The organism is Exiguobacterium sp. RM11 (assembly GCF_059821525.1).
In genome coordinates this window covers 2300486-2323635 of record NZ_CM187558.1, presented here as the reverse complement: position 1 = coordinate 2323635, position 23150 = coordinate 2300486, and the positions used below count along the sequence as shown (strand labels likewise).

The following is a 23150-nucleotide window of genomic DNA, read 5'->3' as shown; positions in this document are numbered from 1 at the left end:
GGGGGTAGCACGATGTATAACGTAGCTGTCGTCGGCGCAACGGGCGCCGTCGGACAAAAAATGATTGAGGTTTTAACCGAATACGAATTTCCAATCAGTGAACTGAGACTATACGCTTCAGCCCGTTCGGCAGGAAAGACGGTCGAAGTGAACGGACAATCGGTCGTGATTCGTGAGTTGAACGATTCGATCTATGCCGATCCAATCGATATCGCCTTGTTCTCTGCCGGTGGGAGTATCAGCGAACAGTATGCGCCACGCTTAAGCGAACAAGGGGTTATCGTCATCGACAACTCAAGCGCATTCCGAATGCAAGAAGGAATTCCGCTCATCGTACCGGAAGTGAATCGAGTCGAACTCAGCCCGGAGAAGACACTCATTGCGAACCCGAACTGTTCAACGATTCAATCAGTCGTCGCGCTCGCGCCACTATCGGAAGTATATGGATTGACGCGAGTCGCCTATACGTCTTATCAAGCCGTATCCGGTTCGGGTCAAAAAGGGATTGATGACCTCGAGCGCGGTGCTCGTGGTGAGGATCCGACGAATTATCCGTATCCGATTTATGATAACGTGTTGCCGCACATCGACGTGTTTTTAGAAAATGGTTACACGAAAGAAGAACAAAAAATGATAGAAGAGACGCGTAAAATTTTGAATGCGCCGAACCTTGGTGTAACGGCCACTTGTGTCCGAGTCCCAGTACGAAACAGCCATGCGGTATCCATCACGGTGACGCTCGAACGAGATGCGACAGTAGCAGAAGTCAAAGCTGTACTCGCGGATGCACCTGGTGTCGTGGTTATGGACAACCCGGCCGAACTTTCGTATCCGACACCACTCGATGCAAACGGAACCGATGAGGTGTATGTCGGTCGGATCCGCCGGGATGACTCACAGCCGAATACATTCCATTTGTGGTGTGTTGCGGATAATGTTCGAAAAGGGGCAGCGGCAAATGCGGTACAAATCGCACAATGCATGATCAGTCAAACAGCGACAAAATAAGGAGGAGATGACATGTTCACAGGAGTGGCAACAGCACTAGCGACACCGTTTCAAGAAGATGGGCAGTTAAACATAGAGGCATGGACGGCGTTGATTGAAGACCAAATTCAAGAGGGAGTCAGTGGACTCGTCATCGGCGGAACGACCGGTGAAGGGATGACACTGACGAATGAGGAATTCGAGACTTTGCTCGTTCGAGCAGTAGAGGTCGCTAACGGTCGAGCGGTCATCATCGCGGGAACGGGATCAAACAACACGGCTGTCAGTATCGAAAAAACGAAGCGCGCCGCAGAACTTGGAGCGGAAATGGCGATGGTCGTTACCCCGTACTATAACAAGTCGACACAAGCTGGGCTCCTTGCTCACTTTACAGCGATTGCGGATGCGTCACCGATTCCGCTCATGCTCTACAACGTCCCGTCACGGACTGGCGTCGCGTTGGCGCCTGAAACGGTCGGGGAGCTCGCAGAACATCCGCGTATCACGGCCTTGAAAGAAGCGAGTGGAGATATTTCGGTCATGGCACAGATGATGGCTCACCTTCCGGAAGGATTCACCGTTTATTGCGGAAATGACGATCAAATCTTGCCATATATGGCTTGGGGCGCTCAAGGGGTCGTTTCAGTGTTATCAAACGTTTACCCGGGTGCGACCGTCGCCTTGGCAGAAGCACTTTTAGCAGGTGATCTTCAGACGGCGCGCACATGGCAATTACGCCTGCTCCCCGTGATTGACGAACTTTTCGCAGAAGTGAATCCGATTCCTGTGAAGGCTGCACTTCAAGCGAGAGGGTTTGAGTTTGGTGCGCCACGCCTTCCGCTCGTCCCGATGAGCGCGACAGCTGAAGCGAAATTGCTATCGGCGATGGAGCAGTTTAACGAGGTGAGACAATGAATGTACTCATCCACGGGTTTGGTGCGATGGGACGAATCGTTGAAGAAGTCGCCAACGCGCAAGGCGTGAACGTCTCGGCAATCGTATCACCGGGAAGTGACGAGCATCTGGCATCATTAGACGAGGTAGATGCTCATATCGACGTCGTCATTGATTTTTCAAATCCGGCATTACTTCCTGACTTGCTTGCATTCGGACGGTCACGCAACATTCCGCTCGTCATCGCGACGACAGGATTCACACCTGAGGAACTTGCAGCGATTGAAGAAGCATCATCAGACATCCCGATTTTTCAGTCGTATAACACATCGTATGGGATTGCTCTGTTGAAGCAGTTACTCGATCAACTCGTTCCGCTCACGCTCGGCTATGATATCGAGGTCATCGAGGCGCACCACCGAAAGAAAGTGGACGCACCAAGTGGCACTGCGGAGCTGTTGGCCCGCGCCATCGAAGCGAAGCGAGAGGTGACACCGATTTACGAACGAACATCACGCCGGGAAGCGCGTGGCGCCGAAGAGTTAGGGATGCACTCGATTCGTGGGGGCACAATCTTCGGGGAGCATACGGTGCTTTTCGCTGGAGATGATGAAATGATTGAATTGAAACATACCGCGTTATCCAAACGCGTGTTTGCAAACGGGGCACTCGCTGCAGCAGCAACGATCATCGATCGCCCAGCAGGACTTTATAATCTATCGAACTTATACGAGGAGGCTACTCATGTTACTCACAAACGCTTATGAAATCGCACAATATATTAAAGATGCTAAAAAGGAAACACCGGTAAAACTTTACGTCAATGGCCAATTGGCAGGTCTTGAAATCGAAGAAGCGAAAGCATTCGGTACGGACGAGTCGAAACTGTTCTTGACGACGGCGGAGCGCGCGGCGACTTTCTTAGAAGCGAACGCGTCTGTCATCACCGATTCACACCTTGAATATGATCGTCGCAACAGTGCCGTTCCAATGCTCGATACGACACAACTCAACGCACGAATTGAACCAGGTTCGTTCATCCGTGACCACGTTCAAATCGGAAACAACGCTGTTGTCATGATGGGTGCTGTCGTCAACATCGGAGCAGTCATCGGAGACGGTTCGATGGTCGATATGAACGCTGTTATCGGAGCGCGCGGGACGCTCGGGAAAAACGTTCACCTCGGAGCAGGAGCAGTGGTCGCCGGTGTCCTTGAGCCACCTTCAAAAGATCCAGTCATCATTGAAGATGGTGTCATGATCGGTGCGAATGCTGTCATCTTGGAAGGGGTGCGCGTCGGGGAAAATGCGGTAGTCGCAGCTGGCAGTGTCGTCACGCAAGATGTGCCTCCGGGTGTGGTCGTCGCGGGTACACCGGCACGAGTCATCAAGCAGAAAGATGAAAAAACTTCTGAAAAAACGCAACTTGTTGATGACTTACGCTCTCTCTAACGTATAATAGACAGAAAATATAAACAATGAGGAATGGGAGAGTTGCATTATGGAACAGTATGGACAATGGATGTGGAAAGACGGGGCTTGGATTGAGCCGACTGACGCAAACACGAGTATCATGACACACGCGATTCACTACGGAAGCGGGTTCTTTGAAGGGATTCGCGCGTATCACACGGAGGAAGGCCCAGCCATCTTCCGCTTACGTGAACACTTGGAGCGACTCGTTCGCTCGTGTGCATACTACCACGTCACACTACCTTACACGGTAGACGAACTCGAACAAGCGACGATGGAATTGATTGAACGAAACGGATTTGAAGCATGTTATATCCGCCCGTTCGTCTTCCTCGGGACACCTTGGCAAGCACTTATGCCGACAGCAGAGACGAAGGTACATGTTGCCATCTCGTGTTGGCCGCTCGGCGAATATTTCAGCAAAACAGTCGGAATTCGGGCGAAAGTAGCCTCGTATCGCCGCGTATCTTCTACGATGATGCCGATGCAAGCGAAAGCGGCATCGAACTATATGAACTCTCAGTTACTAAAAGGTGAAGCGCTTCGTGACGGATTTGATGAAGCGATCGCCCTCGATATGAACGGAAACGTCAGTGAGGCGAGCGTCGCGAACATCTTCCTCGTCAAAGGGAAGACAATCACGACACCGTCGCTCGATTGCTCCGTACTCGATGGCATCACGCGTCAGACGATTATGCAACTTGCGCGTGAAGCAGGTTACGAAGTCGTAGAACGTCACATCGGGCGTGATGAGCTATATGTAGCCGATGAGATCTTCTTGACGGGAACGGCAGCCGAGGTGACGAGTGTCATCGAGGTCGACCACATCTCAATCGGTGGCGGCATCCAGTCGGTCGCGACAGAAATGTTGACACGCTATCGTGAAGCCGTGACAGGACAACTTCCGGAACACCGTGATTGGGTCACGTTTGTAAAATCAGCAGTTAAAGAGTAAAGGAGTTTTGAACGATGGGAGTCACAATTGACTTGAATGCGATTCGCGAGAACAAACGTCGGATTGAAGCGCTTGGGCGCCCCGTGTTTGCAGTCGTGAAAAACAACGCCTATAACCTAGGGATGGAGCCAGTTGTGACGACTTTGTATGATGAAGGGGTCCGTCACTTCATGGTGACAACAATCGAAGAAGCGATCGAAGTTCGAACGCATGCAGAAGCGGCTCGTGTCCTCGTCATGAATCCGGTCTATACGTGGCAACACGTGCATGCCCATGACTTTGATGTCGCCATCGGGTCATATGAATGGCTCGTCTCACAGCGAGAGCATCTCGATGGAGTTCGCCTACACTTGAAACTAGATGTCGGGATGAACCGATTCGGTGCCAAAACGTTTGAAGAAGCGCTACAAATCGTCGCCTTCTGTCAAAATGAAGGACTGGACCTCGTCGGATTATGTACGCACTTCCCGCTCGCGGATGCAGATAACGCGGAAGTCGAGCATAGCGTGCAAGTCGAACGTTTTGCCGACTGGTCGACGCGTTTGATGGAACGTCATACGTTTGAATTGATCCATGCGGCAAATAGTGCAGCCACGCTTCAAGATGACGCGCGCTTGCATCATTGCACACATGTGCGTGTCGGAATTTTCTTATATGGCTATTCATCGGTCGAACCCGTTGAATGGTTGGTTCCCGCTTTCTATTGGGAGACGGAAGTGGTCGCGGTCCATGACATTGAAGCAGGCGCTCACGTCGGATATGGGACGGGATACACGGCCGAAACGAAGGAACGCGTCGCCGTTCTTCCTGTCGGATACGGAGATGGGTTAATGCGAGCGAGACGTCACTTGCCTGTTCATATTGAAGGGAAAGCCTATCCGTTCGTCAGCAATATCTTTATGAGTCATAGCTTCATCAAAGTGGACGACGACGTACAAATCGGCGATCGGGTCACACTGTATGGGGTAGAAACGAAAATCGATGACGTGACACGTGTTGGCTATGCCAACAATTCAGAACAGCTCTGTGCTCGTTCATGGCGTGTCCCCCATCGCTTTGAAGGAGGAATTGTATGTACACCACCAATCAATCAGAATGTTTGATCGAAGGTGTGTCCGTCCGTGAACTTCAAGCGACGTACGGGACACCTTTATACATCATGAGTGAGCCAGAACTAGAGCGTCGCCTCGGGATTGTCCAGGATGCGTTCCTAGACAAGTATCCGAACACGTATGCGTTATACGCGTCAAAAGCGTTATCGATTGCGGCCGTGTATGAAAAAGTAATGGCGGCAGGTTTAAGTGTCGACGTCGTCTCAAGGGGTGAGATGTACGTGGCACTGCATGCCGGTGTACCGGCAGAGCGCATTCACGTCCACGGATCGAACAAAACGATCTTGGATATCACGTTCGCACTCGAACAGGGGATTACACACTTTACCATCGACAACATGCGTGAAATCAGCCTCTTGTCAGGACTTGCGGCTGAATATAATCGTGAAGTCGATGTTCTTCTCCGCATCGTGCCTCAAGTCGTTGGAGGTGCTCATGCGGCGATTCAAACGGGTGGGGTTGATACAAAATTTGGTTTCCCGACGCATGACGATACGTATTTGGATGCAGTTCGTGCGACGTTGGAAGCGGAACATTTACAGTTGAAGGGCATTCACTGTCACGTCGGTTCTCAAATTCAAGATCCGACCCTCTTCATCAACACGGTGAAGACGATGGTGCGCTTCATGGATACGATTCGTCAAGAGACCGGCTATACGACGGATGTGTTAAACATTGGTGGTGGCTTCGGTGTCGCTTACTTGGATGAAGACGAGCGTCTCGACTTCGCACAAACGATGGAGCGTGTGATGGAGACGTTGGTTGAGGAGGTCGAGGCACGTGAATTGCCACTTCCGAAAATCGGGATTGAACCTGGTCGTTGGCTCGTCGCCAATGCAGGCGCCACGCTTTATGAGGTGGGAACCGTCAAAGAAGTGAGTGGCGTACGCACGTTTGTGTCCGTCGATGGTGGGATGACAGATAACATTCGTCCGGCGCTATATGACGCAGAATATGAAGTCGTGGCAGCGACTCGGATGAATGAAGAGAAGACTCTCGAGGCAAAAATTGTCGGAGCGTGTTGCGAGTCGGGAGACATCATCTCGAACCGCTCTTTGATCCCTCCTGTCACACCGGGTGATTTGCTACTCGTCAAAGCAACGGGAGCGTATAACTTCTCGATGGCGAGCAACTATAACCAAATGCTTCGTCCTGCCGTTGTATTCGTCAAGGATGGGCATCATCGCCTCGTCGTACGTCGCCAAACGTTTGAAGACTTGGTGGCATGCGAGGTCATTGGCCAATCGATTTAAGGCTACAGAGCAATCTGTAGTCTTTTTTTTTGATTTTGAAATGAGAACGTTTTTCAATTATGATAGAGAAGAGAAAAAAAGGGGAAGTGACGGTCATGACAAAGACAGCAGCACAACAGTTAATTGAAGAAAGACGCACCGTTCGTATGTTCAAAGAAGAACCGATTGATACGAAGGTGCTATATGAGGTGTTGCAATCGGCACACCACGCACCGTTTCATAATAAAGTCGAGCCATGGAACGTATATGTGTTCAACGGGGATGGCAAACAAGTGTTACTCGATGCGCTCGAGCCCGCCTTCTCGGAGGCGTCAGAAGGACAGCGTGAAAAGGTGACAGGACGAATCTTGAATGCAGCGACGTGTATGTATGTGACGGCAAAGCGATTTGAAACGGAAAAAGGGAATCGTGATGCGTTGCTCGCGACGGCGACATTTATTCAAAATATTCAACTCCTGTTCAGTGAGCGGGAAATCGGAATGGTCTGGCGTACGGGTGGACTTTTTGACGATGCACGTTTGAAAGAAATGATTGGGGCGGAAGGGGAAACGTTTATCGGTTTACTTCAAATCGGGAAATATGACACCGAGGACGTTCCGACACCAAAAGCAAGGCAACCGATTGATGCACACTTGACCATTTTCGAATGAAAAACGAGCGAAGGATTATCCTTCGCTCGTCGTCTATATGAAGCCGTTATCGTTTTAATTTAGTTGCGAGCCAATCTTGAATCACAGGTGTTGGAATCATCCAGTCGTTCCTCCAGTTTTAGAATCTTCTTCTCTACTATTATCCAAATGCATACGTTCCCAAACCTCACGATGTGCACCATGAAGCGTATCATCGAAAGAATCATCGATATGAAGGCCATAACTTGGGTTAATCGATGAGGCGTACAGGTCTAACATGAGTCGATCGTGGTTCGGATACATAGAGTGGGCTCCTTTCAATACGTCAGCTTGGCTACACTATTAGTATACAAAGGAACTGTTTAGAAAATTCGAGAGAAACGTTAACATTTTATGAATCTTGTAAACGCTTTCATAAACTGTGCGTTTCGCTTACAGGTACGCACGATTGTTGGTATTGTTCAGCACGTTTCGCATACTTCTTAACGGTTCTCTCCATAATGAAGCGGTCCTCGTCGTTCAGAGGACGGACGACTTTTGCTGGTACGCCCATCACCATCACCCCTTCAGGGATTTGCATATTCGGTGTGACGAGCGCACCCGCAGCCACGAATGACCCTTTCCCGATTTTTGCACCATCGAGCACGGTAGCGTGCATCCCGATCAAGCAATCTTCCTCTATCTCACACCCGTGAATCATCGCCATATGACCAATCGAGACACGGTCATGGATAATGGTTGGTGAACCCTCGTATTGATGAATCATCGAACCATCCTGAATATTGACATAAGAACCGATTCGAATCGGACCCTCGTCGCCACGGATGACGGTATTGAACCATACTCCTGAGTGTGCCGCAATTGTCACATCGCCAATGACATGTGATCCTGGTGCAAGATAAGCCGTCGAATCGACGTGTGGTGTCAGTTCTCCTAGTTTGTATTGCATCGTTGTAACCCCTTTCAGATCAATATGCTATCATTGTCGCACAACTTGAAAAAGAAATTGCAACGAAAAGAATATTCTTGGTAAGATAGTTAAAATACGTTGAATAAGGAGATCAAAAGATGGAGAAACAACATTTGATTGACATCGCCGCAAAGAAAAAGAAAGCGGCCGTCGTCTTTAAAGACGTCGCTGTGATTGACGTGTACAGTCGTGAGACGATTCGTACGGACGTCGCCATCGATGCCGGGTATATCGTGGCAATTGGGGAAGGATACGATGGAGAGGTCGAATATCATAACCCGACTTGGACGCTTGCCCCGTCCTTTATCGATTCGCACGTCCATATCGAGTCGTCGATGGTCCCACCTCATGAGTTTGCGAAAGCGGTCTTGCCACTCGGGGTCACGACGGTCATTGCGGACCCGCATGAGATTGCGAACGTGAACGGGGCGCTTGGGATTGAATATATGTTAGCGGATGCAAAAGGGCTACCGCTTGACGTCCGCATGATGTTACCGAGCTGTGTGCCGGCGACACCATTCGAACATGCAGGTGCAAAGTTATACGCAGAGGACTTGGCACCGTTTTTAGGAGACCCTGGTGTACATGGATTAGGTGAGGTCATGGACTATCCATCGGTCGAAGCAGGAAGCGAGGATATGCTTCAAAAGATTGTGCAGACGGAACAAGCGGGCAAAGTCGTGGATGGCCATGCTTCGGGTCTCAATCCTGATCAATTGAATGTATATCGCTCAGCAGGAATCATGACGGACCATGAATGTACGACTGCAGAAGAGGCGATTGAACGGGTACGACGTGGATTCTACGTTCAAATTCGCGAAGGTTCTGTTGCACGAAATGTGGAGAAGGTCAGTTTGGCCGTGACAGAAAGCAATGCCCATCGTTTCCTCTTCTGTACAGACGATAAGCATTTGGATGACTTGGTCGCAGAAGGTGGAATTGACTACAATATTCGTACAGCAATCAAGCAAGGTGTCAAGCCAGAAACGGCCTATGCGATGGCGAGTTTACACGCTGCAGAAGCTTATGGGTTAAAAGAAATCGGGGCCATCGCACCTGGGAAGAAAGCAAACTTCGTCATCTTGTCAGACGTCGAATCGGTAAGAATCGAGCAGGTGTACGTCAACGGTACGCTCGTCGCCGAAGCGGGGAATGCGACATTTGACGCTGAGGGGATTGAAGTGCCGAAGCCGATGAAAGGTGAACTGGCGTTACCTGAATTGACAGCCGACTCGTTCCGAATTGCTCCGAGCGAAGAGGAAGTGGATGTCATTCAAGTGCTCCCGAACAGTTTGTTGACGAAACGACAACGTCTCACGTTCCAACCAGATGCGTCAGGGGCAGATTTATCACAGGATATCGCCACGCTCGCCGTCATCGAACGTCATCATGGGACAGGTCACATGGCGTTGGCTCCCGTCACAGGATTCGGATTAAAACGAGGTGCACTTGCAGCTACTGTTGCCCATGACAGCCACAACTTGGTCATCGCTGGAGTCAGCCCGGAAGATATGTTACTCGCAGCGAGAACACTTGAAAAAGTAGGCGGAGGAGTCGTTGCCGTATCGGAAGGGGAAGTGCTCGCCGTTCTCCCGCTTGAAATCGGTGGTCTCATGACGAAACGTCCTTATCGTGAAGTCGCAGATATTCTCGAACAGTTAAATGATGCGCTCGACGTTGTCGGTGCACACCGTCACTTTAACCCATATTTGACGATGTCATTCCTTGCCTTACCGGTCATTCCAGATTTGAAATTGACCGACATGGGATTGTTCGACGTGACCACTTTCTCATTCATCAACGCTTGACTCGGTCTAACGTATGATTTTTGTTAAGAACGGTCGATAACGATTGAATGACTGACAGGAAGTTGGTATAGTTACGACAAGTTTCATCGGGTCAAATTTGAAAGGGGGGATATTACAGATGGAACAAGTTGCTTACAATCGGTCGTATGATGAACATGAGGAATTGATCAATTCTGTATATCGTGCTTTCAAGGACCGATGTGAAGAACTGCCAGAAGAAACACAGACGAAACGCCGTTTACGGCGACTCATCTTTTCTACGATTAAAGAACAGACGAAGTCTCACGCTGACCGATTCGTGTTATACCACTTCTTCAACGATTTCTTTAAAGCAGTAGAGACGAATGACCAAGAAGCGCTTGCTGTTTTGAAGCGAATCATTCGTGATGAAAAAAACTATTGATATGTGACGTCAACTTGTGATAATTTAGACGTAACTTTAAATGAATATTCGTGCTATCGATGAGGTAGAGGTGCGATGCTGATGAGTAAGTAGTCGGAGGATGACAACGATGAGGACTACAAAAAGGCAGAATCGCCGAAGTGCAACACCATGTCCGTGGGGTTGTGCTGGGCTGACGGGAAACACTCGTCGGACTGCCATACATATTTACGTATGGAGCGCTCCAAGTCGGCTAAGAAAGACGGAACATCCAGCGAGGGTGTCGGCTTTGTTGCCGATGCCCTCGCTTTGCGTTTTTTTAAGCATAGGGGGGCCTCATCCTAATAAAAAAGGAGGAATTCAGCATGGTAGATTATTCAACTTCGGTACTTTCACTCGTACCGGCATTACTCGCAATTATTATGGCAATCACAACAAGAAAGGTCATCCCATCACTCGGTGTCGGGATTGTCGCAGGGGTACTTCTCTTGCATAGCTTCAATCCACTTGATTCGATTCAATACTTGTGGTCGAACATTATCGCTCTATTCTGGTCGGATGGAGCCATTAACGAATGGAACGTCTTGTTGATTGCGTTCTTGCTCCTTCTCGGGATTTTATCGTCAATCATTCAAACGTCAGGTGGTGCACGCGCATTCGGTGAATGGGCTGCTGCGAACGTTAAGACAGCACGCGGTGCGCGTCTCGTATCGTTTGGACTTGGTATTTTGATCTTTATTGATGACTACTTCAACAGTTTGGCAGTCGGGAACATCAGTCGTCCGCTTACAGACCGTAAAAACATCTCGCGTGCGAAACTTGCGTACACGATTGACTCAACAGCAGCGCCTGTCTGTGTCATCAGCCCGCTTTCGAGTTGGGGTGCGTACATCATCGCCATCATCGCTGGGATTTTGACGAAATATTCGATTGATAGTTACTCATCGTTCTCTGCATTCATTCAAATCATTCCGATGAACTTCTATGCCGTCTTCGCACTCTTGTTGACAGCGTATGTGGCTTTCACTGGACTTGCCATCGGACCGATGCGTACGCATGAACTCCGTGCCCTTCAAGGTGAATTGTATGATTCAGCAAAAGGGAAGCCAATGGGAATGAGCGAAGATTTGCATGAACACGAAGGTGGAAAAGTTCGCGACTTGATCGTTCCGATCATTACACTCATTATTGCGACTGTTTCGGCGATGCTCTACACAGGTGGACAAGCACTTGCAGCAGATGGTCAAGACTTCTCATTGATTGGGGCGTTCGAATCGACAGACGTGACACGTTCACTCGTCGCAGGTGTCGTCATCAGCTTGATTGTCGCACTCCTTTTGCTTGTCGGTCGTAAAATCCCGGCGCGTGACTATGGAAAAGCGGCATGGGAAGGCGTACGTGCGATGTGGCCAGCCGTCCTCATCCTCTTGTTTGCTTGGACAATCATTGCAGTTATCAGTGACATGAAGACAGGGGAATACTTGGCGAGCTTCGTCACGGATACGATTGCCGCTTCGTACTTGCCACTTCTTCTCTTCTTGATTGCTGGGATTATGGCATTCTCGACAGGGACGAGCTGGGGAACGTTTGGTTTGATGCTTCCAATCGGGGCAGACTTAATCATGGCAGTGGAACCAGAGCTCCTTCTCGCGTCACTTGCGGCTGTATTGGCCGGCGCGGTGTTCGGTGACCACTGTTCACCAATTTCAGATACAACGATTCTCAGCTCAACAGGAGCGGGCTCACACCATATCGACCACGTGGTGACACAATTGCCGTACGCTATTCTTGCAGCGGTCGTCTCGGCGATCGGTTACTTGGTGCTCGGGATTACAGCGTCGATTTGGATCGGATTCTTCGCGGCATTGATTTCGTTTATCGTATTGGTTGGAATCGCAGAAGTGATTTCAAAACGTGGGAAAGTACCTGCAGAACTCCGCGCGAAGCGTGAGGCTTAATACACGAAAATGACTTCCATCGATTTGATGGAAGTCATTTTTTGTATACGGCTTTCCTTGAACGTACAAGATAATCGAGTAGTACCCCGAATATGAACCAAAAAGAGATTGTCAGAACATAAAGCGTCCATTTCGGAAGTACGGTCGGATGAATGACGTGCGAAGAAAACCAAGGTGTCTCGAGCAACCAGAATGGAGGCGAAGATAAAAATAATAAGATGTTCTTGTCATCCAATCCAGAAATATTGAGGATGCAGATTGCGGTAGCCAATAGGGTGAGCCATAGCCTCCAACTCTTCATAAGTAAAAATCACTTTCACGACAGAAAACATCCTTGATCCATATAGAGGTCAAGGATGTTCTCACATTATTTGACGTCAAGCCACTTGAAGCTCGCATCGGCACCGAACGGGTGACGGTACATGTTCTCGATGTTTGAACGCTCTAAGTATGCTTCACCTTTTTGGTAAATCGGAGCGATTGCGAAGTCTTCTTCAAGAAGGATACGTTCAGCTTCTTGCATCGTTTCCCAACGCTTCATCTGATCGGCTTCTTTCTTCGCTGATTGGATCAATTGATCATACTCGTCGTTTGAGTACTCCATACGGTTGAATGGTCCGTCTGTGACCCACATGTCGAGGTATGTCATTGGATCCTGATAGTCAGGGCCCCAACCAGCAGCAGAAACGTCATATTCGCCTTTTCCTTCGAGGTCCAAGAAGTTTTTGAACGGTTGCTGCTTAATGTTGAGCGTCAACCCAGGCAAGTTCTTCTCGAGTTCGCCTTTGATGAACTCGTTGACTTTCTTGAACGCTTCTTCGTCACGCGAGAGGAACTCGAGTTCGATGGTTTCAACGCCTAGCTCTTCAAGTCCTTTCTCCCAAGCAGCCTTCGCCTCATCGACATTGTAGCTGAGGAGGTCAGGATACTTCTCACGGAAATCAGCACCATCTTCGGTGAACGTGAAGTCTTTCGCCACGATATAGTTCGCAGGTTGTGAACCGTCCGTCAAGATGACATCCGTCACACTTTGCTTGTCAAATCCTTTTGCGAGTGCTTCACGAATGTTGACGTTTTGAAGCGCTTCGTTCTTTTGGTTGAAGCGAAGGAAGTTGATTCGTGCATCGGCACGTGTCTTGAACTCGTCGCTGTCTTCAAATTGTGGTACAAATTCAGAAGAGAGGAGCGTGTAATCTGTTTCGCCAGACTCGAACAAGTTGACACCTGTTGACACGTCTTTTACGACTTTTACGTTGATCGTATCCATCTTGACGTTCTCAGCATCCCAATACTCAGGGTTTTTCTTATAGACCCATCCCGCATTGTCTTGCCACTCGCTCAACACGTAAGGACCGTTATAGAGCGTCTTGTCGACAGAAGTCGCGAATTCTTCGCCTTGTTCTTCAACGTATTCTTGTTTTTGTGGCATATAAGTTGGGAAACCAGTCAATCCTAAGAAATATGGTGCTGGTGCTTCTAATTGAACTTCAAGTGTCTTCTCGTCGAGCGCTTTTGCACCGAGGTCATCAAGCGATGCCTCACCGGCAAGAATGCTGTTCGCATTTTTCAAGTCTTGAAGGATGTACGCATATTCTGCACCTGTTTCAGGATTGAGCGCGCGTTTCCAAGAGTAGACAAAGTCTTCGGCTGTGATTGGTGAACCGTCTGACCAGTTCGCGTCACGTAGTTTGAACGTGTATGTAAGACCGTCTTCCGATACTTCGACATCCTCGGCGATTCCTGGTGTCGGCTGATTGTTCTCGTCTAGACGATACAACCCTTCGAACACGTTGTTCGTGACGATGATGGATGTCGAATCCGTTGTAAGTGTTGGATCGAGCTGTGGCAAGTCCGTTGCTGATACCATCGAAATTTCTTTTTTCGCATCGCTCGAAGATGAGTCTTCTGAACTTGATGCATCGTCCCCTGTACTACAAGCTGCCGTCGCTAATAATGCGACCCCCGATAAAGCTAACCACTTTTTATTACGCATTATACAACCTCCCGAAAATTCTGATAATTTAGAATATGTTGTAATTAAACTACATCTAGGATGAATGTGCAATGAAATTTTTCAAATTATTCGAAAATATAAACTTATTTAGAATGTCTATCGCTCAATCCTTTTAGGAAGTAGAATAGAAAAATCAACGAATGATTATACAATATTTTTGTATAGTTATTCGATAAGATTGTAGAGTAGTGGAGGCGTTAATTTGAAACAACATTCAGCCGGAATCGGCTTTTTTGGTCTTGCGGCGATGGTCGTCGGGACAATGATTGGTGGAGGGGCCTTTAATCTCCCTGGTGCCATGGCACAAGGGGCAGGAGTAGGACCTGTTTTGATTGGATGGGGCATTACCGGGATCGGGATGATTATGCTCGCCTTCGTCTTTCAGTTTTTAGCGGACACACGTCCGGAGTTAGAAGGTGGCATTTACGCCTACGCGCGGGAAGGATTCGGTAAATTCGTCGGGTTTAATAGTGGCTGGGGTTATTGGATGTCTGCTTGGATTGGAACAGTGGCAAACATCACCTTGATTTTTAGCACGTTGGCGTACTTTTTCCCTGTGTTCTCGGCAGAACATCGCTTGTTCCGCTTGTTCGTCAGTGCAATCTTGGTATGGGGATTATTTTGGCTCATTTCCCGTGGAATGAGGGAAGCGGCACTGTTGAACATCGTCACGACGATTGCGAAGCTCGTTCCGATTTTCTTGTTCATTGTACTGATTTTATTTGCGTTTCAGATTGACACGTTCCGGGTCGATTTTTGGGGCGATTCGGGATTCGTCTTTGCAGATGTCTTTCCGCAAGTGAAATCTACGATGCTCGTGACACTATGGGCGTTCGTTGGTATTGAAGGCGCAGTCGTCTTATCTTCACGTGCACGACAGAAAAAAGATGTAGGTCGAGCGACTGTCATCGGTTTAATCGGTACCTTGGTGATTTATATGATGATTTCAATTTTCTCGTTCGGTGTCATGACACAAGAGCAACTTGCGGCATTACCGGAACCGTCGATGGCCTATGTGTTAGAAGCGGTCGTTGGACCGTTTGGTGCGACATTGATCAATATCGGGTTGCTCATCTCATTGACAGGCGCATTGCTTGGATGGACGATTTTAGCGACAGAAATTTCATATGTCGCTAGTCGAGATGGTGTCTTCCCGAAAGTGTTCAATCGACTGAACGCAAACGACACGCCAGTGAACGCATTATTGATCACACAGGTGTTTACGCAAATCGTCACAGCTGTTGCATTATTCTCGGAGCAGACGTACCTTGTCTTGTCGAGTATCGCTGGGATCGCAGCGCTCGTTCCATATCTTTTCTCGGCACTTTATGGATGGATGGAAGCGAAGCGGACGGCATCGTTACGGATGATGGTCATCTCTGCCATCGCTTCGTTATACGCCACATGGCTACTGTATGCATCGGGAATCGAATACGTCCTGATTGCGATGATTCTTTACGCACCTGGTGTATTTGTCTTTCTTTTAGCAGAGCGGGAACAGGGACGCCCGTTCTTAACACGTACGCAGTCGATCATCGCCGTCATTATTTTGTTGTGTGCCACGTATGGCATATATGGTCTTTCGACATCATCGATTGCATTATAAGAAAACTCACCAAACGCTTCATGCGTTCGGTGAGTTTTTTGATGACCGGAGTAATTGTTCGATTGCCTCTGGAGAAGCAGGCCTTGCATACAGGTAACCTTGGAATGAATCACACGCGGTAGACTTTAAATGCTGAAGCATCTCTTCGTCTTCGACTCCTTCGGCCACAACATGAAGGTTTAAACTTTTCCCGAGATGGACGATCACGTCGAGTAAGTGAGATTTGGATGTCATCCAATCGTCGAGGAACACTTTATCAATTTTGAGTTCATCGACTGGGAATGACTTCAAATACTGCAAGGATGAGAATCCCGTTCCGAAATCGTCAATCGACAGTCGGTAGTTCAGTCGCTTGATTTGCTCCATGCGCTCAATGATTTCATCGGTTTGTTGCATGACCAAACTTTCTGTAATTTCTAATATGATATCTGTCGGGTCAAGTTGTAGTTGTTGCTTAATGTTTCGAAGCGTATTCAAGAAACTGTCGCTTCGGAACTGGTTTGGTGAAATGTTGATCGCCATCGAGAGAGGCTGGTCAAATTCAGCTTTCCATGTCTTCAATTGTTTTGTCGCCTCTAAAATGACCCAGTTGTTGATTGGAACGATGAGCGCCATCTCTTCTGCGAGCGGAATGAACTCGGAAGGTGGGATTTGTCCCAATTCTTCGTGATGCCAGCGAAGGAGTGCTTCAAAGCCGATGAGACGGTCTGTCGCCAACTCATATTTCGGCTGATACTCGAGATAAAAATGTTTTTCTTCTAACGCACGGTATAAGGCTTTCTCGATATGAATTTGTCTTGAGAATGCGGCATCCATATCTTTTGTCACGAATTGAATCGTACCGACCCCAATCTGTTTTCCTTTGAAAAGGGCACTTTCAGCACGTGTATATAGTTCTTCGAGTGAACTCGCAGAAGACGGATAAAACACACAGCCGACCGAAATCGAGACCATGATCGAGTGATGATAGATTCTGAATGGTCGTTGCAACTCGTGTTGCAGATGGCGGAGTGATTGAAACACTTCTTCTTTCGACTCTTCAAAATACATGACACCGAATAGTCCGCCCGTCGGATGGAACAATAAAGCGGATTCCGGGATGAGGTGGAGTGCGCGCTCCTTGATTTGGACGAGGAGCTCATTCCCGACGCGAGATCCGAACGATTCGTTTATGATTTTGAAGCGATCGATGTCAAATAAGGCGATGTGGAGAAGTCCTTCTCGCTCATCGATTTGTTGAAGGATTGAATCGTATTGACGTAAGAATCCTTTTTTATTGTAGAGTTCTGTTAATTCGTTTTGATAAGCCAGGAATTGGACCTCTTTTTCGAGACGTTTCTTTTCGGAAACATCGAATCCGAACGCCGTATACTGAATCACATCACTTTTTTCACTCACAATCGGCACGACGGTCAAATTAAGCCAGCACGGTTCCAGATTATGCTCTTTGCAAGATATCGGCATTTCTCCGTTCCAGATGCGATTTGTCGCCAAGGACTTTAAGACATCACGTGAAATCCTGTTCTGGTCACTTGCGTCATGAATGAGATCGAACCAGTTTCGTCCGATTAGTTGCTGCTCCGTTGCATCGAGTAAACGACATAAGGATGGATTGATATCGACAATCTCCCCTTTTGCGTTCGTCGCCAAGTAATGGGTCGATTGCTTGATCATTTCTTGAAAATGATGAAGCAAATTGAACTGCTCTGTACTGATGAGCGGTCCAAACCCTTTCGGAAGAAAGGCGAGGAAATAGCCATTAATCCCTTCGAGTGAAAAAGATTGCAAGTATGCGGTCGCGTAGATGACGGACCCATCTTTATGTTGAAACGGCGTCATCGCCGTCGTTGAAAATGGGTATTGAAGGAGAAGCGGTGTCCATGTCTCTAAAGCATGTTCCAACTGCCGAACGACAGGAAGCGGTTGATGGAGGACTTCTTCACGTTCCCAGCCGAATAACACTTCGGCATGTGTATTCCATAACAGAACCATACCATCCTGAGAAATATAACAACATGGTACAGATAAAGCATCGATGAATTGGTCAATCGATAAATCATGCAATGAAGCCACATCATTTCCTCCAATCTGTCATGCTAAATGCATATTCTACTGTCAGTGTACCTGATTTTGCCAATTCAAGGAATGCTTAAGTTCGCCATTGTCAAAAGAAAGAGGGACATCATATACTGAAAGGGTAAGATAGTTTTGAATAAGGGGGAAGCAATATGTCAAAAACACATGATGTGATTGAGCTGACAGAAAAATTCGGGGCGCACAACTATCATCCACTACCGATCGTTATTTCGGAGGCGAAAGGGATTTGGGTAACCGATCCTGAGGGGAATCGCTACATGGATATGTTAAGTGCATACTCTGCAGTCAACCAGGGACACTGCCATCCGAAAATCATTCAAGCGCTCAAAGATCAGGCGGATAAGATTACGTTGACGTCACGTGCCTTTTACAACGATCAACTCGGACGTTTTTACGACAAAGTGGTAACGCTTACAAAGAAACAAATGGTGTTGCCGATGAACACGGGCGCAGAAGCCGTAGAGACAGCAGTAAAAACTGCTCGTCGTTGGGCATATGAAGTGAAAGGGATTCCAGGTCAAGCTGAAATCATCGTATGTACGGGAAACTTCCATGGACGGACGATGGCTGCTGTGTCGATGTCGACTGAAGCAGAGTACCAACGTGGGTTTGGACCATTATTGCCAGGATTCAAAGTCGTACCATATGGCGATATCGATGCATTTGAAGCGGCAATCACAGAGAATACAGCAGCGTTTATCGTGGAACCGATTCAAGGTGAGGCAGGAATTATCATTCCACCAGAAGGCTACTTGAAACGTGCATCTGAACTCTGTCAACAACACAACGTCCTGTTCGTCGCTGATGAAATTCAGTCTGGGCTCGGCCGTTCAGGAAAATGGTTTGCCATCGAGTGGGAAGATGTCACACCGGATATGTACATTCTCGGAAAAGCGCTTGGAGGCGGTGTCTTCCCGATCTCATGCGTTGCCGCGGATCAAGAGATTCTCTCCGTATTTAATCCAGGATCACATGGCTCGACATTTGGTGGAAATCCGCTCGCTTCTGCGGTCTCAGTCGCAGCGCTCGAAGTGTTGGAAGAAGAGAAACTTGTCGAGCGTTCGTTAGAGTTAGGGACGTATTTCATGGAACGTTTGAAATCAATCGATAATCCGATGATTCGCGACGTCCGTGGACGCGGATTATTCATCGGCATCGAATTGACGGAAGCAGCTCGTCCATATTGTGAAGCACTCAAAGAACGTGGACTCCTCTGCAAAGAAACGCATGAGACAGTCATTCGATTGGCGCCACCTCTCGTCATCACGAAAGAAGAGCTCGACCAAGCGTTTGAAGCAATCGAAGCAGTTCTTGCTCCGGCAGCTATTTCGTAAACAGGGACAGCTTGGTATAATAGCCTCAGTTGAATGGACACCTGCATGTTGCAGGTGTCTTTTTCGTGGAGGGAGGCATAGGATGCTGTACGTATACGTTGGGTTAGCAGGTGCAGTTGGAGCGTTGGCACGGTACGGACTTGTATTACTAATCGCTTCTTTCGGAACGAGCCCGTTTCCAGTCGCGACACTCCTCATCAATTTAATTGGAAGCTTTCTGTTAGGATGGCTGACGCATCGATTCCTTCAAAGGGGAAAACATTCTCCTCAAATCGTCACGATTATCGGAACCGGAATGATTGGGTCATTTACCACGTTTTCCACGTTTAGTGTAGAAACGATTCAATTAGTTGAACATGATCATGTACTTCTCGCTGTTACATATGTATTCCTCAGCATCACGTTCGGTTTATGGAGTTCCTGGTTCGGTTATCGCATCGGAACAAAAACGTCGACAAGAGGTGAAGTGAAATGACGCTTATTTGGATTGCAGCTGGTGCTTTCATCGGTGCGATTCTCCGCTTCGCAATCGGTCAGGTCATGAAAAAGTGGTTTGATTCAACTTTTCCTTGGGCGACGTTGTTCGTCAACGTGACAGGGTCATTTGGTCTCGGGTACTTGTACGCGCACACCGATTACCAATCGCTCATCCTCTTTTTAGGCATCGGATTTTTTGGATCGTTTACGACGTTCTCGACTTTAAAACTGGAATTGATGCGGTTTGCGACAAAAGACTGGGTTCGATTCGGCCTCTATTTGCTTGCGACCTATCTGTTCGGACTTATTGCGGCTTACATCGGTTGGTCGATGTAATAACACAACACCCCTTCAATCGAAGGGGTGTTGTGTTTATTCTGCGTGTTGAAGCTTTTCTGTGCATGAAGCACATGTCGTTTCGTATGACTCGCACTGTTCGTCCATATGGTTCCCGCATTCCTGACATGTCTTATCCGGTAATTTTTGATAAAACTCGACAGATGATTCGAGTCGGCTCGCCCATTCATTCATATGAAAATGCCTCCTTCGGTAAATTGTCTGACAGTTTAGGTTGTTGTCATGATTGTATTATAACAGAAGTATATAAGTCAACTATAATATATAACAGATATATCAACGAATTTTTGCTACACTATATACACATAAAAGACGAGGTGAGAAATATGAAAGTGCCCCAATGTGAGACGATTGGGATCCAATCAGAAGACGTACCGACGCTACAAACTGCCTTGGCACAATTGGATGCCCCGCGTGTCAGTCGGTTGTTTAAAGCGTTCGCTGACCCGACTCGTTTGAAAGTACTGTATGTCCTGACGCTCGAACATGAACTTTGCGTTTGTGATGTTGCCGCCGTCATTGGTCATTCAAATGCGACCGCATCCCATCATTTACGGACGTTACTCGAACAAGGACTAGTGAAATATCGAAAAGAGGGGAAAGTCGTGTATTATTCATTAGACGACGAACATGTCAGACAGCTTGTTGAAATTGCGCTGGCCCATAGCGAAGAACAGAAAGATGTTTGAATCCAATGACCGATCCTTTTAGGATTCGGTCATTTTTTCCTATTGTCATGAATTTCATTTCGCGATACGATATATTCAAATGAACGTTTGAATGTTAGGGGGAACGAGATGAGAAACCGAGACGTGTTACCTGTGTCTGGAATCACTTGCACGAACTGTGCTGCGAAAATCGAGCGGGATATCACGAAACGCGAAGAAGTGGCATCTTGTCAAATTGATTTCGCGACGAGTCGAATGGTGATTGAATGGATTGATGTCTCTGAACGCAAAGCGATGCTCGAGTCAATCGAGCAGACGATGAAACGAATCGAACCGGGTGCGAAGTTTATCAAAACAGAGGAAGATCAAACCGAACAACGAGATACGGTCCTTTGGCGATTCCTTGCGGCTGCCCTTATATTTTCGATTGCCCTTTGGATGGATTCCATTCCAGGCTACATCGTAGCGTATGGGCTAGTTGGATATGATGTCGTTTCTGGTGCCGTCCGAAATGTATGGCACAGGGAATGGTTTGACGAAAAGTTCTTAATGACCATCGCGACCATCGGGGCATTCGCGATTGCCGAATATCCGGAAGCCGTAGCGGTCATGTTGTTTTATCAACTTGGAGAATACGTGCAAGGGCGTGCGGTGCGCGCTTCGCGGAAGTCGATACAATCTTTGTTAAACATGAGACCAACACTCGCTCGCGTACTAGTTGGTGAGGAAGAAGTTGAGCGATTGCCAGAAGATGTAGTAATCGGTTCACACCTAATTGTCCGTGCCGGAGAACTCGTTCCGATGGATGGGGTTGTATTCAGTGGTGCGAGTTCACTCGATACAGCTTCATTGACAGGTGAGGCGGTTCCTCGTCAAGTGAGAGCAGGTGAAGAGGTGTTGGCGGGGATGATCAATTTGGAGGGACGACTCGTCATCCGGACGACGAAGCTCGCCGCCGAATCGAGCCTTCAAAAGATGATTGCCCTCGTAGAAGAGGCGAACGGGAAAAAGGCGAAGACAGAACAGATGATTACCCGATTGGCAAAAGTCTATACGCCTTTCGTTGTCGTCATGGCGACAATCGTCGCATTTGTCCCACCGCTATTTGTCGGTGACTTATCAGAGTGGGTCTACCGTGCGCTCATTTTCCTCGTCATCAGTTGTCCATGTGCGCTCGTCATTTCGATTCCATTAGGTTATTTTGGTGGAATCGGAGCGGGCTCTAAACAAGGCGTTCTTGTAAAAGGTGGAGAATATCTAGACGCGTTAACAGAAGTGGACACGATTGTTTTTGATAAGACAGGAACGTTGACAACAGGGCGATTTGAAGTAACAAATGTTGTGACGACAGAAGGGGTACATGCTGAAGAATTATTGCACCTTGCCGCTCGCGTCGAACAGTCCTCGAATCACCCGCTTGCGCAAGCCATCGTCAATCGAGTCGGAGACGTTCAGGCGTTCGAATCGATTCAAGAAGAGCCGGGATATGGTCTCCATGCCCATGATGGCGATGATCATATTTATGTGGGCAGTGCTCGGTATATGAGGTATTTAGGTCAAACGATTGAGGATACATCGATTGGGACAAGTGTTCACGTGATGAAAAACAATCGTTGGCTAGGGCGAATCGAATTAATGGATACGGTGAAGCCGGATGCGTATCCTGCAATCCAAGCGTTGAAGGAAGCCGGATATCGGACGGTGATGTTATCGGGAGACCGCCGCGAAGTCGCTACAACAATCGGCGAACGACTAGGACTAGATGAGGTGCGAGGCGAATTGCTTCCGCACGAAAAAGTAGAAGCGATTGAACAGATGACCGCCTCCCAAAAAGTTGCATTTGTCGGAGATGGAATGAACGATGCGGCAGCGTTGGCACGGGCTGATGTCGGGCTTGTTATGGGGGGAGTTGGAAGTGATACGGCGGTCACGGCAGCAGATGTGGTCTTGATGCATGACGACCCGAACGATGTGGTTCGAGCCATCAAGCTCGGGAAACAGACAAAACGTGTCGTCTGGCAGAATATCTTCTTTGCGTTCGGAACGAAAGCGCTTGTGTTGGTTTTAGGATTATTCGGAATTGCGACCATGTGGGAGGCTGTTTTCGCAGACGTCGGTGTGGCACTGCTTGCCATCGCGAATGCGACGAGATTATTACGAATGACGTCATCATGAC

General features: G+C 48.1%; 22 protein-coding genes and 1 riboswitch. Of the genes, 17 read left to right on the top strand and 5 right to left on the bottom strand.

The genetic code is table 11. The features are described from left to right. Positions 1–12: 12 nt before the first annotated feature. The 8 genes from AC5LIL_RS12130 to AC5LIL_RS12095 all read left to right on the top strand — a co-directional run bounded on the left by AC5LIL_RS12130 (position 13) and on the right by AC5LIL_RS12095 (position 7324). Positions 13–1008, top strand: coding sequence for an aspartate-semialdehyde dehydrogenase (locus AC5LIL_RS12130; protein ID WP_214785757.1), 996 nt, complete (start codon positions 13–15; stop codon positions 1006–1008). A 12-nt stretch (positions 1009–1020) separates the two neighbouring features. Next, entirely contained in the window at positions 1021–1902 is an 882-nt protein-coding gene (gene dapA / locus AC5LIL_RS12125) for a 4-hydroxy-tetrahydrodipicolinate synthase (RefSeq protein WP_214785756.1), read from the top strand. After that, on the top strand, positions 1899–2648 hold the full coding sequence (dapB, locus tag AC5LIL_RS12120; RefSeq protein ID WP_214785755.1) for a 4-hydroxy-tetrahydrodipicolinate reductase: 750 nt from the start codon (positions 1899–1901) through the stop codon (positions 2646–2648). Before dapA ends, dapB begins: the two co-directional genes overlap by 4 nt. Further along, positions 2626–3333 (top strand): 2,3,4,5-tetrahydropyridine-2,6-dicarboxylate N-acetyltransferase, encoded by a 708-nt coding sequence (dapD, locus tag AC5LIL_RS12115; protein WP_499824228.1) that lies wholly within the window; start codon positions 2626–2628, stop codon positions 3331–3333. Before dapB ends, dapD begins: the two co-directional genes overlap by 23 nt. Positions 3334–3382: 49 nt before the next feature. After that, positions 3383–4309 (top strand): branched-chain amino acid transaminase, encoded by a 927-nt coding sequence (locus AC5LIL_RS12110; protein ID WP_427373531.1) that lies wholly within the window; start codon positions 3383–3385, stop codon positions 4307–4309. A 14-nt stretch (positions 4310–4323) separates the two neighbouring features. After that, complete coding sequence (gene alr / locus AC5LIL_RS12105; RefSeq protein ID WP_499824227.1) at positions 4324–5412, top strand: alanine racemase; 1089 nt, start codon at positions 4324–4326, stop codon at positions 5410–5412. Beyond that, positions 5382–6674, top strand: coding sequence for a diaminopimelate decarboxylase (gene lysA, locus AC5LIL_RS12100; RefSeq protein ID WP_271306075.1), 1293 nt, complete (start codon positions 5382–5384; stop codon positions 6672–6674). The genes alr and lysA overlap by 31 nt, the downstream gene beginning before the upstream one ends. A 95-nt stretch (positions 6675–6769) precedes the next feature. Next, entirely contained in the window at positions 6770–7324 is a 555-nt protein-coding gene (locus AC5LIL_RS12095; protein ID WP_499824226.1) for a nitroreductase family protein, read from the top strand. A gap of 96 nt (positions 7325–7420) precedes the next feature. On the opposite strand, the gene AC5LIL_RS12090 is transcribed toward AC5LIL_RS12095, so the two are convergent. Then, positions 7421–7606, bottom strand: coding sequence for a hypothetical protein (locus AC5LIL_RS12090; RefSeq protein WP_499824225.1), 186 nt, complete (start codon positions 7604–7606; stop codon positions 7421–7423). 109 nt (positions 7607–7715) lie between these two features. After that, positions 7716–8252 (bottom strand): gamma carbonic anhydrase family protein, encoded by a 537-nt coding sequence (locus AC5LIL_RS12085; protein WP_499824224.1) that lies wholly within the window; start codon positions 8250–8252, stop codon positions 7716–7718. A gap of 119 nt (positions 8253–8371) precedes the next feature. On the opposite strand from AC5LIL_RS12085, the gene ade reads away from it, so the two are divergent. The 3 genes from ade (at position 8372) to AC5LIL_RS12070 (ending at position 12421) form a co-directional block, all read left to right on the top strand. Further along, positions 8372–10081 carry an adenine deaminase gene (gene ade / locus AC5LIL_RS12080; protein WP_499824223.1) on the top strand — a complete coding sequence of 570 codons (1710 nt, stop codon included), beginning with the start codon at positions 8372–8374 and terminating at the stop codon, positions 10079–10081. Positions 10082–10199: 118 nt separating this feature from the next. Beyond that, entirely contained in the window at positions 10200–10484 is a 285-nt protein-coding gene (locus AC5LIL_RS12075) for a hypothetical protein (protein ID WP_015880753.1), read from the top strand. A gap of 57 nt (positions 10485–10541) precedes the next feature. Further along, positions 10542–10716, top strand: a riboswitch (Lysine riboswitch). Between the two features lie 112 nt (positions 10717–10828). After that, positions 10829–12421 (top strand): Na+/H+ antiporter NhaC family protein, encoded by a 1593-nt coding sequence (locus tag AC5LIL_RS12070; protein ID WP_499824222.1) that lies wholly within the window; start codon positions 10829–10831, stop codon positions 12419–12421. A 367-nt stretch (positions 12422–12788) separates the two neighbouring features. On the opposite strand, the gene AC5LIL_RS12065 is transcribed toward AC5LIL_RS12070, so the two are convergent. Continuing rightward, the gene (locus AC5LIL_RS12065) at positions 12789–14414 is read right to left on the bottom strand and encodes a peptide ABC transporter substrate-binding protein (RefSeq protein ID WP_499824221.1); all 1626 of its coding nucleotides are present in this window, start codon (positions 14412–14414) and stop codon (positions 12789–12791) included. 223 nt (positions 14415–14637) lie between these two features. On the opposite strand from AC5LIL_RS12065, the gene AC5LIL_RS12060 reads away from it, so the two are divergent. Further along, positions 14638–16041 (top strand): basic amino acid/polyamine antiporter, encoded by a 1404-nt coding sequence (locus AC5LIL_RS12060; RefSeq protein WP_499824220.1) that lies wholly within the window; start codon positions 14638–14640, stop codon positions 16039–16041. A gap of 18 nt (positions 16042–16059) precedes the next feature. Here AC5LIL_RS12060 and AC5LIL_RS12055 read toward each other — a convergent pair whose 3' ends face one another. Continuing rightward, entirely contained in the window at positions 16060–18114 is a 2055-nt protein-coding gene (locus AC5LIL_RS12055) for a sensor domain-containing protein (protein ID WP_499824219.1), read from the bottom strand. A gap of 155 nt (positions 18115–18269) precedes the next feature. Here AC5LIL_RS12055 and AC5LIL_RS12050 point away from each other — a divergent pair, with 155 nt between their 5' ends. The 3 genes from AC5LIL_RS12050 to AC5LIL_RS12040 all read left to right on the top strand — a co-directional run bounded on the left by AC5LIL_RS12050 (position 18270) and on the right by AC5LIL_RS12040 (position 20285). Continuing rightward, positions 18270–19472, top strand: a complete 1203-nt coding sequence (locus AC5LIL_RS12050) for an ornithine--oxo-acid transaminase (RefSeq protein ID WP_074032995.1) — start codon at positions 18270–18272, stop codon at positions 19470–19472. An 82-nt stretch (positions 19473–19554) separates the two neighbouring features. Then, entirely contained in the window at positions 19555–19947 is a 393-nt protein-coding gene (gene crcB, locus AC5LIL_RS12045) for a fluoride efflux transporter CrcB (protein ID WP_499824218.1), read from the top strand. Continuing rightward, entirely contained in the window at positions 19944–20285 is a 342-nt protein-coding gene (locus AC5LIL_RS12040; RefSeq protein ID WP_499824217.1) for a fluoride efflux transporter FluC, read from the top strand. The genes crcB and AC5LIL_RS12040 overlap by 4 nt, the downstream gene beginning before the upstream one ends. Before the next feature lie 36 nt (positions 20286–20321). Here AC5LIL_RS12040 and yhfH read toward each other — a convergent pair whose 3' ends face one another. After that, a complete protein-coding gene (gene yhfH / locus AC5LIL_RS12035) occupies positions 20322–20480 on the bottom strand; it encodes a protein YhfH (RefSeq protein ID WP_214747372.1) in 159 nt (52 codons plus the stop codon). A 152-nt stretch (positions 20481–20632) separates the two neighbouring features. On the opposite strand from yhfH, the gene AC5LIL_RS12030 reads away from it, so the two are divergent. Then, entirely contained in the window at positions 20633–20995 is a 363-nt protein-coding gene (locus AC5LIL_RS12030) for an ArsR/SmtB family transcription factor (RefSeq protein ID WP_214747369.1), read from the top strand. A 108-nt stretch (positions 20996–21103) separates the two neighbouring features. Further along, positions 21104–23149: a heavy metal translocating P-type ATPase gene (locus AC5LIL_RS12025; protein WP_499824216.1), complete on the top strand. Its 2046-nt coding sequence runs from the start codon at positions 21104–21106 to the stop codon at positions 23147–23149. Position 23150 lies beyond the last annotated feature (1 nt).

Excerpts from the sequence above, each read along its gene's own strand:
- AC5LIL_RS12130 (WP_214785757.1), top strand. The coding sequence starts at position 13 with ATGTATAACGTAGCTGTCGTCGGCGCAACGGGCGCCGTCGGACAAAAA.
- dapA (WP_214785756.1), top strand. The coding sequence starts at position 1,021 with ATGTTCACAGGAGTGGCAACAGCACTAGCGACACCGTTTCAAGAAGAT.
- dapB (WP_214785755.1), top strand. The coding sequence starts at position 1,899 with ATGAATGTACTCATCCACGGGTTTGGTGCGATGGGACGAATCGTTGAA.
- dapD (WP_499824228.1), top strand. The coding sequence starts at position 2,626 with ATGTTACTCACAAACGCTTATGAAATCGCACAATATATTAAAGATGCT.
- AC5LIL_RS12110 (WP_427373531.1), top strand. The coding sequence starts at position 3,383 with ATGGAACAGTATGGACAATGGATGTGGAAAGACGGGGCTTGGATTGAG.
- alr (WP_499824227.1), top strand. The coding sequence starts at position 4,324 with ATGGGAGTCACAATTGACTTGAATGCGATTCGCGAGAACAAACGTCGG.
- lysA (WP_271306075.1), top strand. The coding sequence starts at position 5,382 with ATGTACACCACCAATCAATCAGAATGTTTGATCGAAGGTGTGTCCGTC.
- AC5LIL_RS12095 (WP_499824226.1), top strand. The coding sequence starts at position 6,770 with ATGACAAAGACAGCAGCACAACAGTTAATTGAAGAAAGACGCACCGTT.
- AC5LIL_RS12090 (WP_499824225.1), bottom strand. The coding sequence starts at position 7,606 with ATGTATCCGAACCACGATCGACTCATGTTAGACCTGTACGCCTCATCG.
- AC5LIL_RS12085 (WP_499824224.1), bottom strand. The coding sequence starts at position 8,252 with ATGCAATACAAACTAGGAGAACTGACACCACACGTCGATTCGACGGCT.
- ade (WP_499824223.1), top strand. The coding sequence starts at position 8,372 with ATGGAGAAACAACATTTGATTGACATCGCCGCAAAGAAAAAGAAAGCG.
- AC5LIL_RS12075 (WP_015880753.1), top strand. The coding sequence starts at position 10,200 with ATGGAACAAGTTGCTTACAATCGGTCGTATGATGAACATGAGGAATTG.
- AC5LIL_RS12070 (WP_499824222.1), top strand. The coding sequence starts at position 10,829 with ATGGTAGATTATTCAACTTCGGTACTTTCACTCGTACCGGCATTACTC.
- AC5LIL_RS12065 (WP_499824221.1), bottom strand. The coding sequence starts at position 14,414 with ATGCGTAATAAAAAGTGGTTAGCTTTATCGGGGGTCGCATTATTAGCG.
- AC5LIL_RS12050 (WP_074032995.1), top strand. The coding sequence starts at position 18,270 with ATGTCAAAAACACATGATGTGATTGAGCTGACAGAAAAATTCGGGGCG.
- crcB (WP_499824218.1), top strand. The coding sequence starts at position 19,555 with ATGCTGTACGTATACGTTGGGTTAGCAGGTGCAGTTGGAGCGTTGGCA.
- AC5LIL_RS12040 (WP_499824217.1), top strand. The coding sequence starts at position 19,944 with ATGACGCTTATTTGGATTGCAGCTGGTGCTTTCATCGGTGCGATTCTC.
- yhfH (WP_214747372.1), bottom strand. The coding sequence starts at position 20,480 with ATGAATGAATGGGCGAGCCGACTCGAATCATCTGTCGAGTTTTATCAA.
- AC5LIL_RS12030 (WP_214747369.1), top strand. The coding sequence starts at position 20,633 with ATGAAAGTGCCCCAATGTGAGACGATTGGGATCCAATCAGAAGACGTA.
- AC5LIL_RS12025 (WP_499824216.1), top strand. The coding sequence starts at position 21,104 with ATGAGAAACCGAGACGTGTTACCTGTGTCTGGAATCACTTGCACGAAC.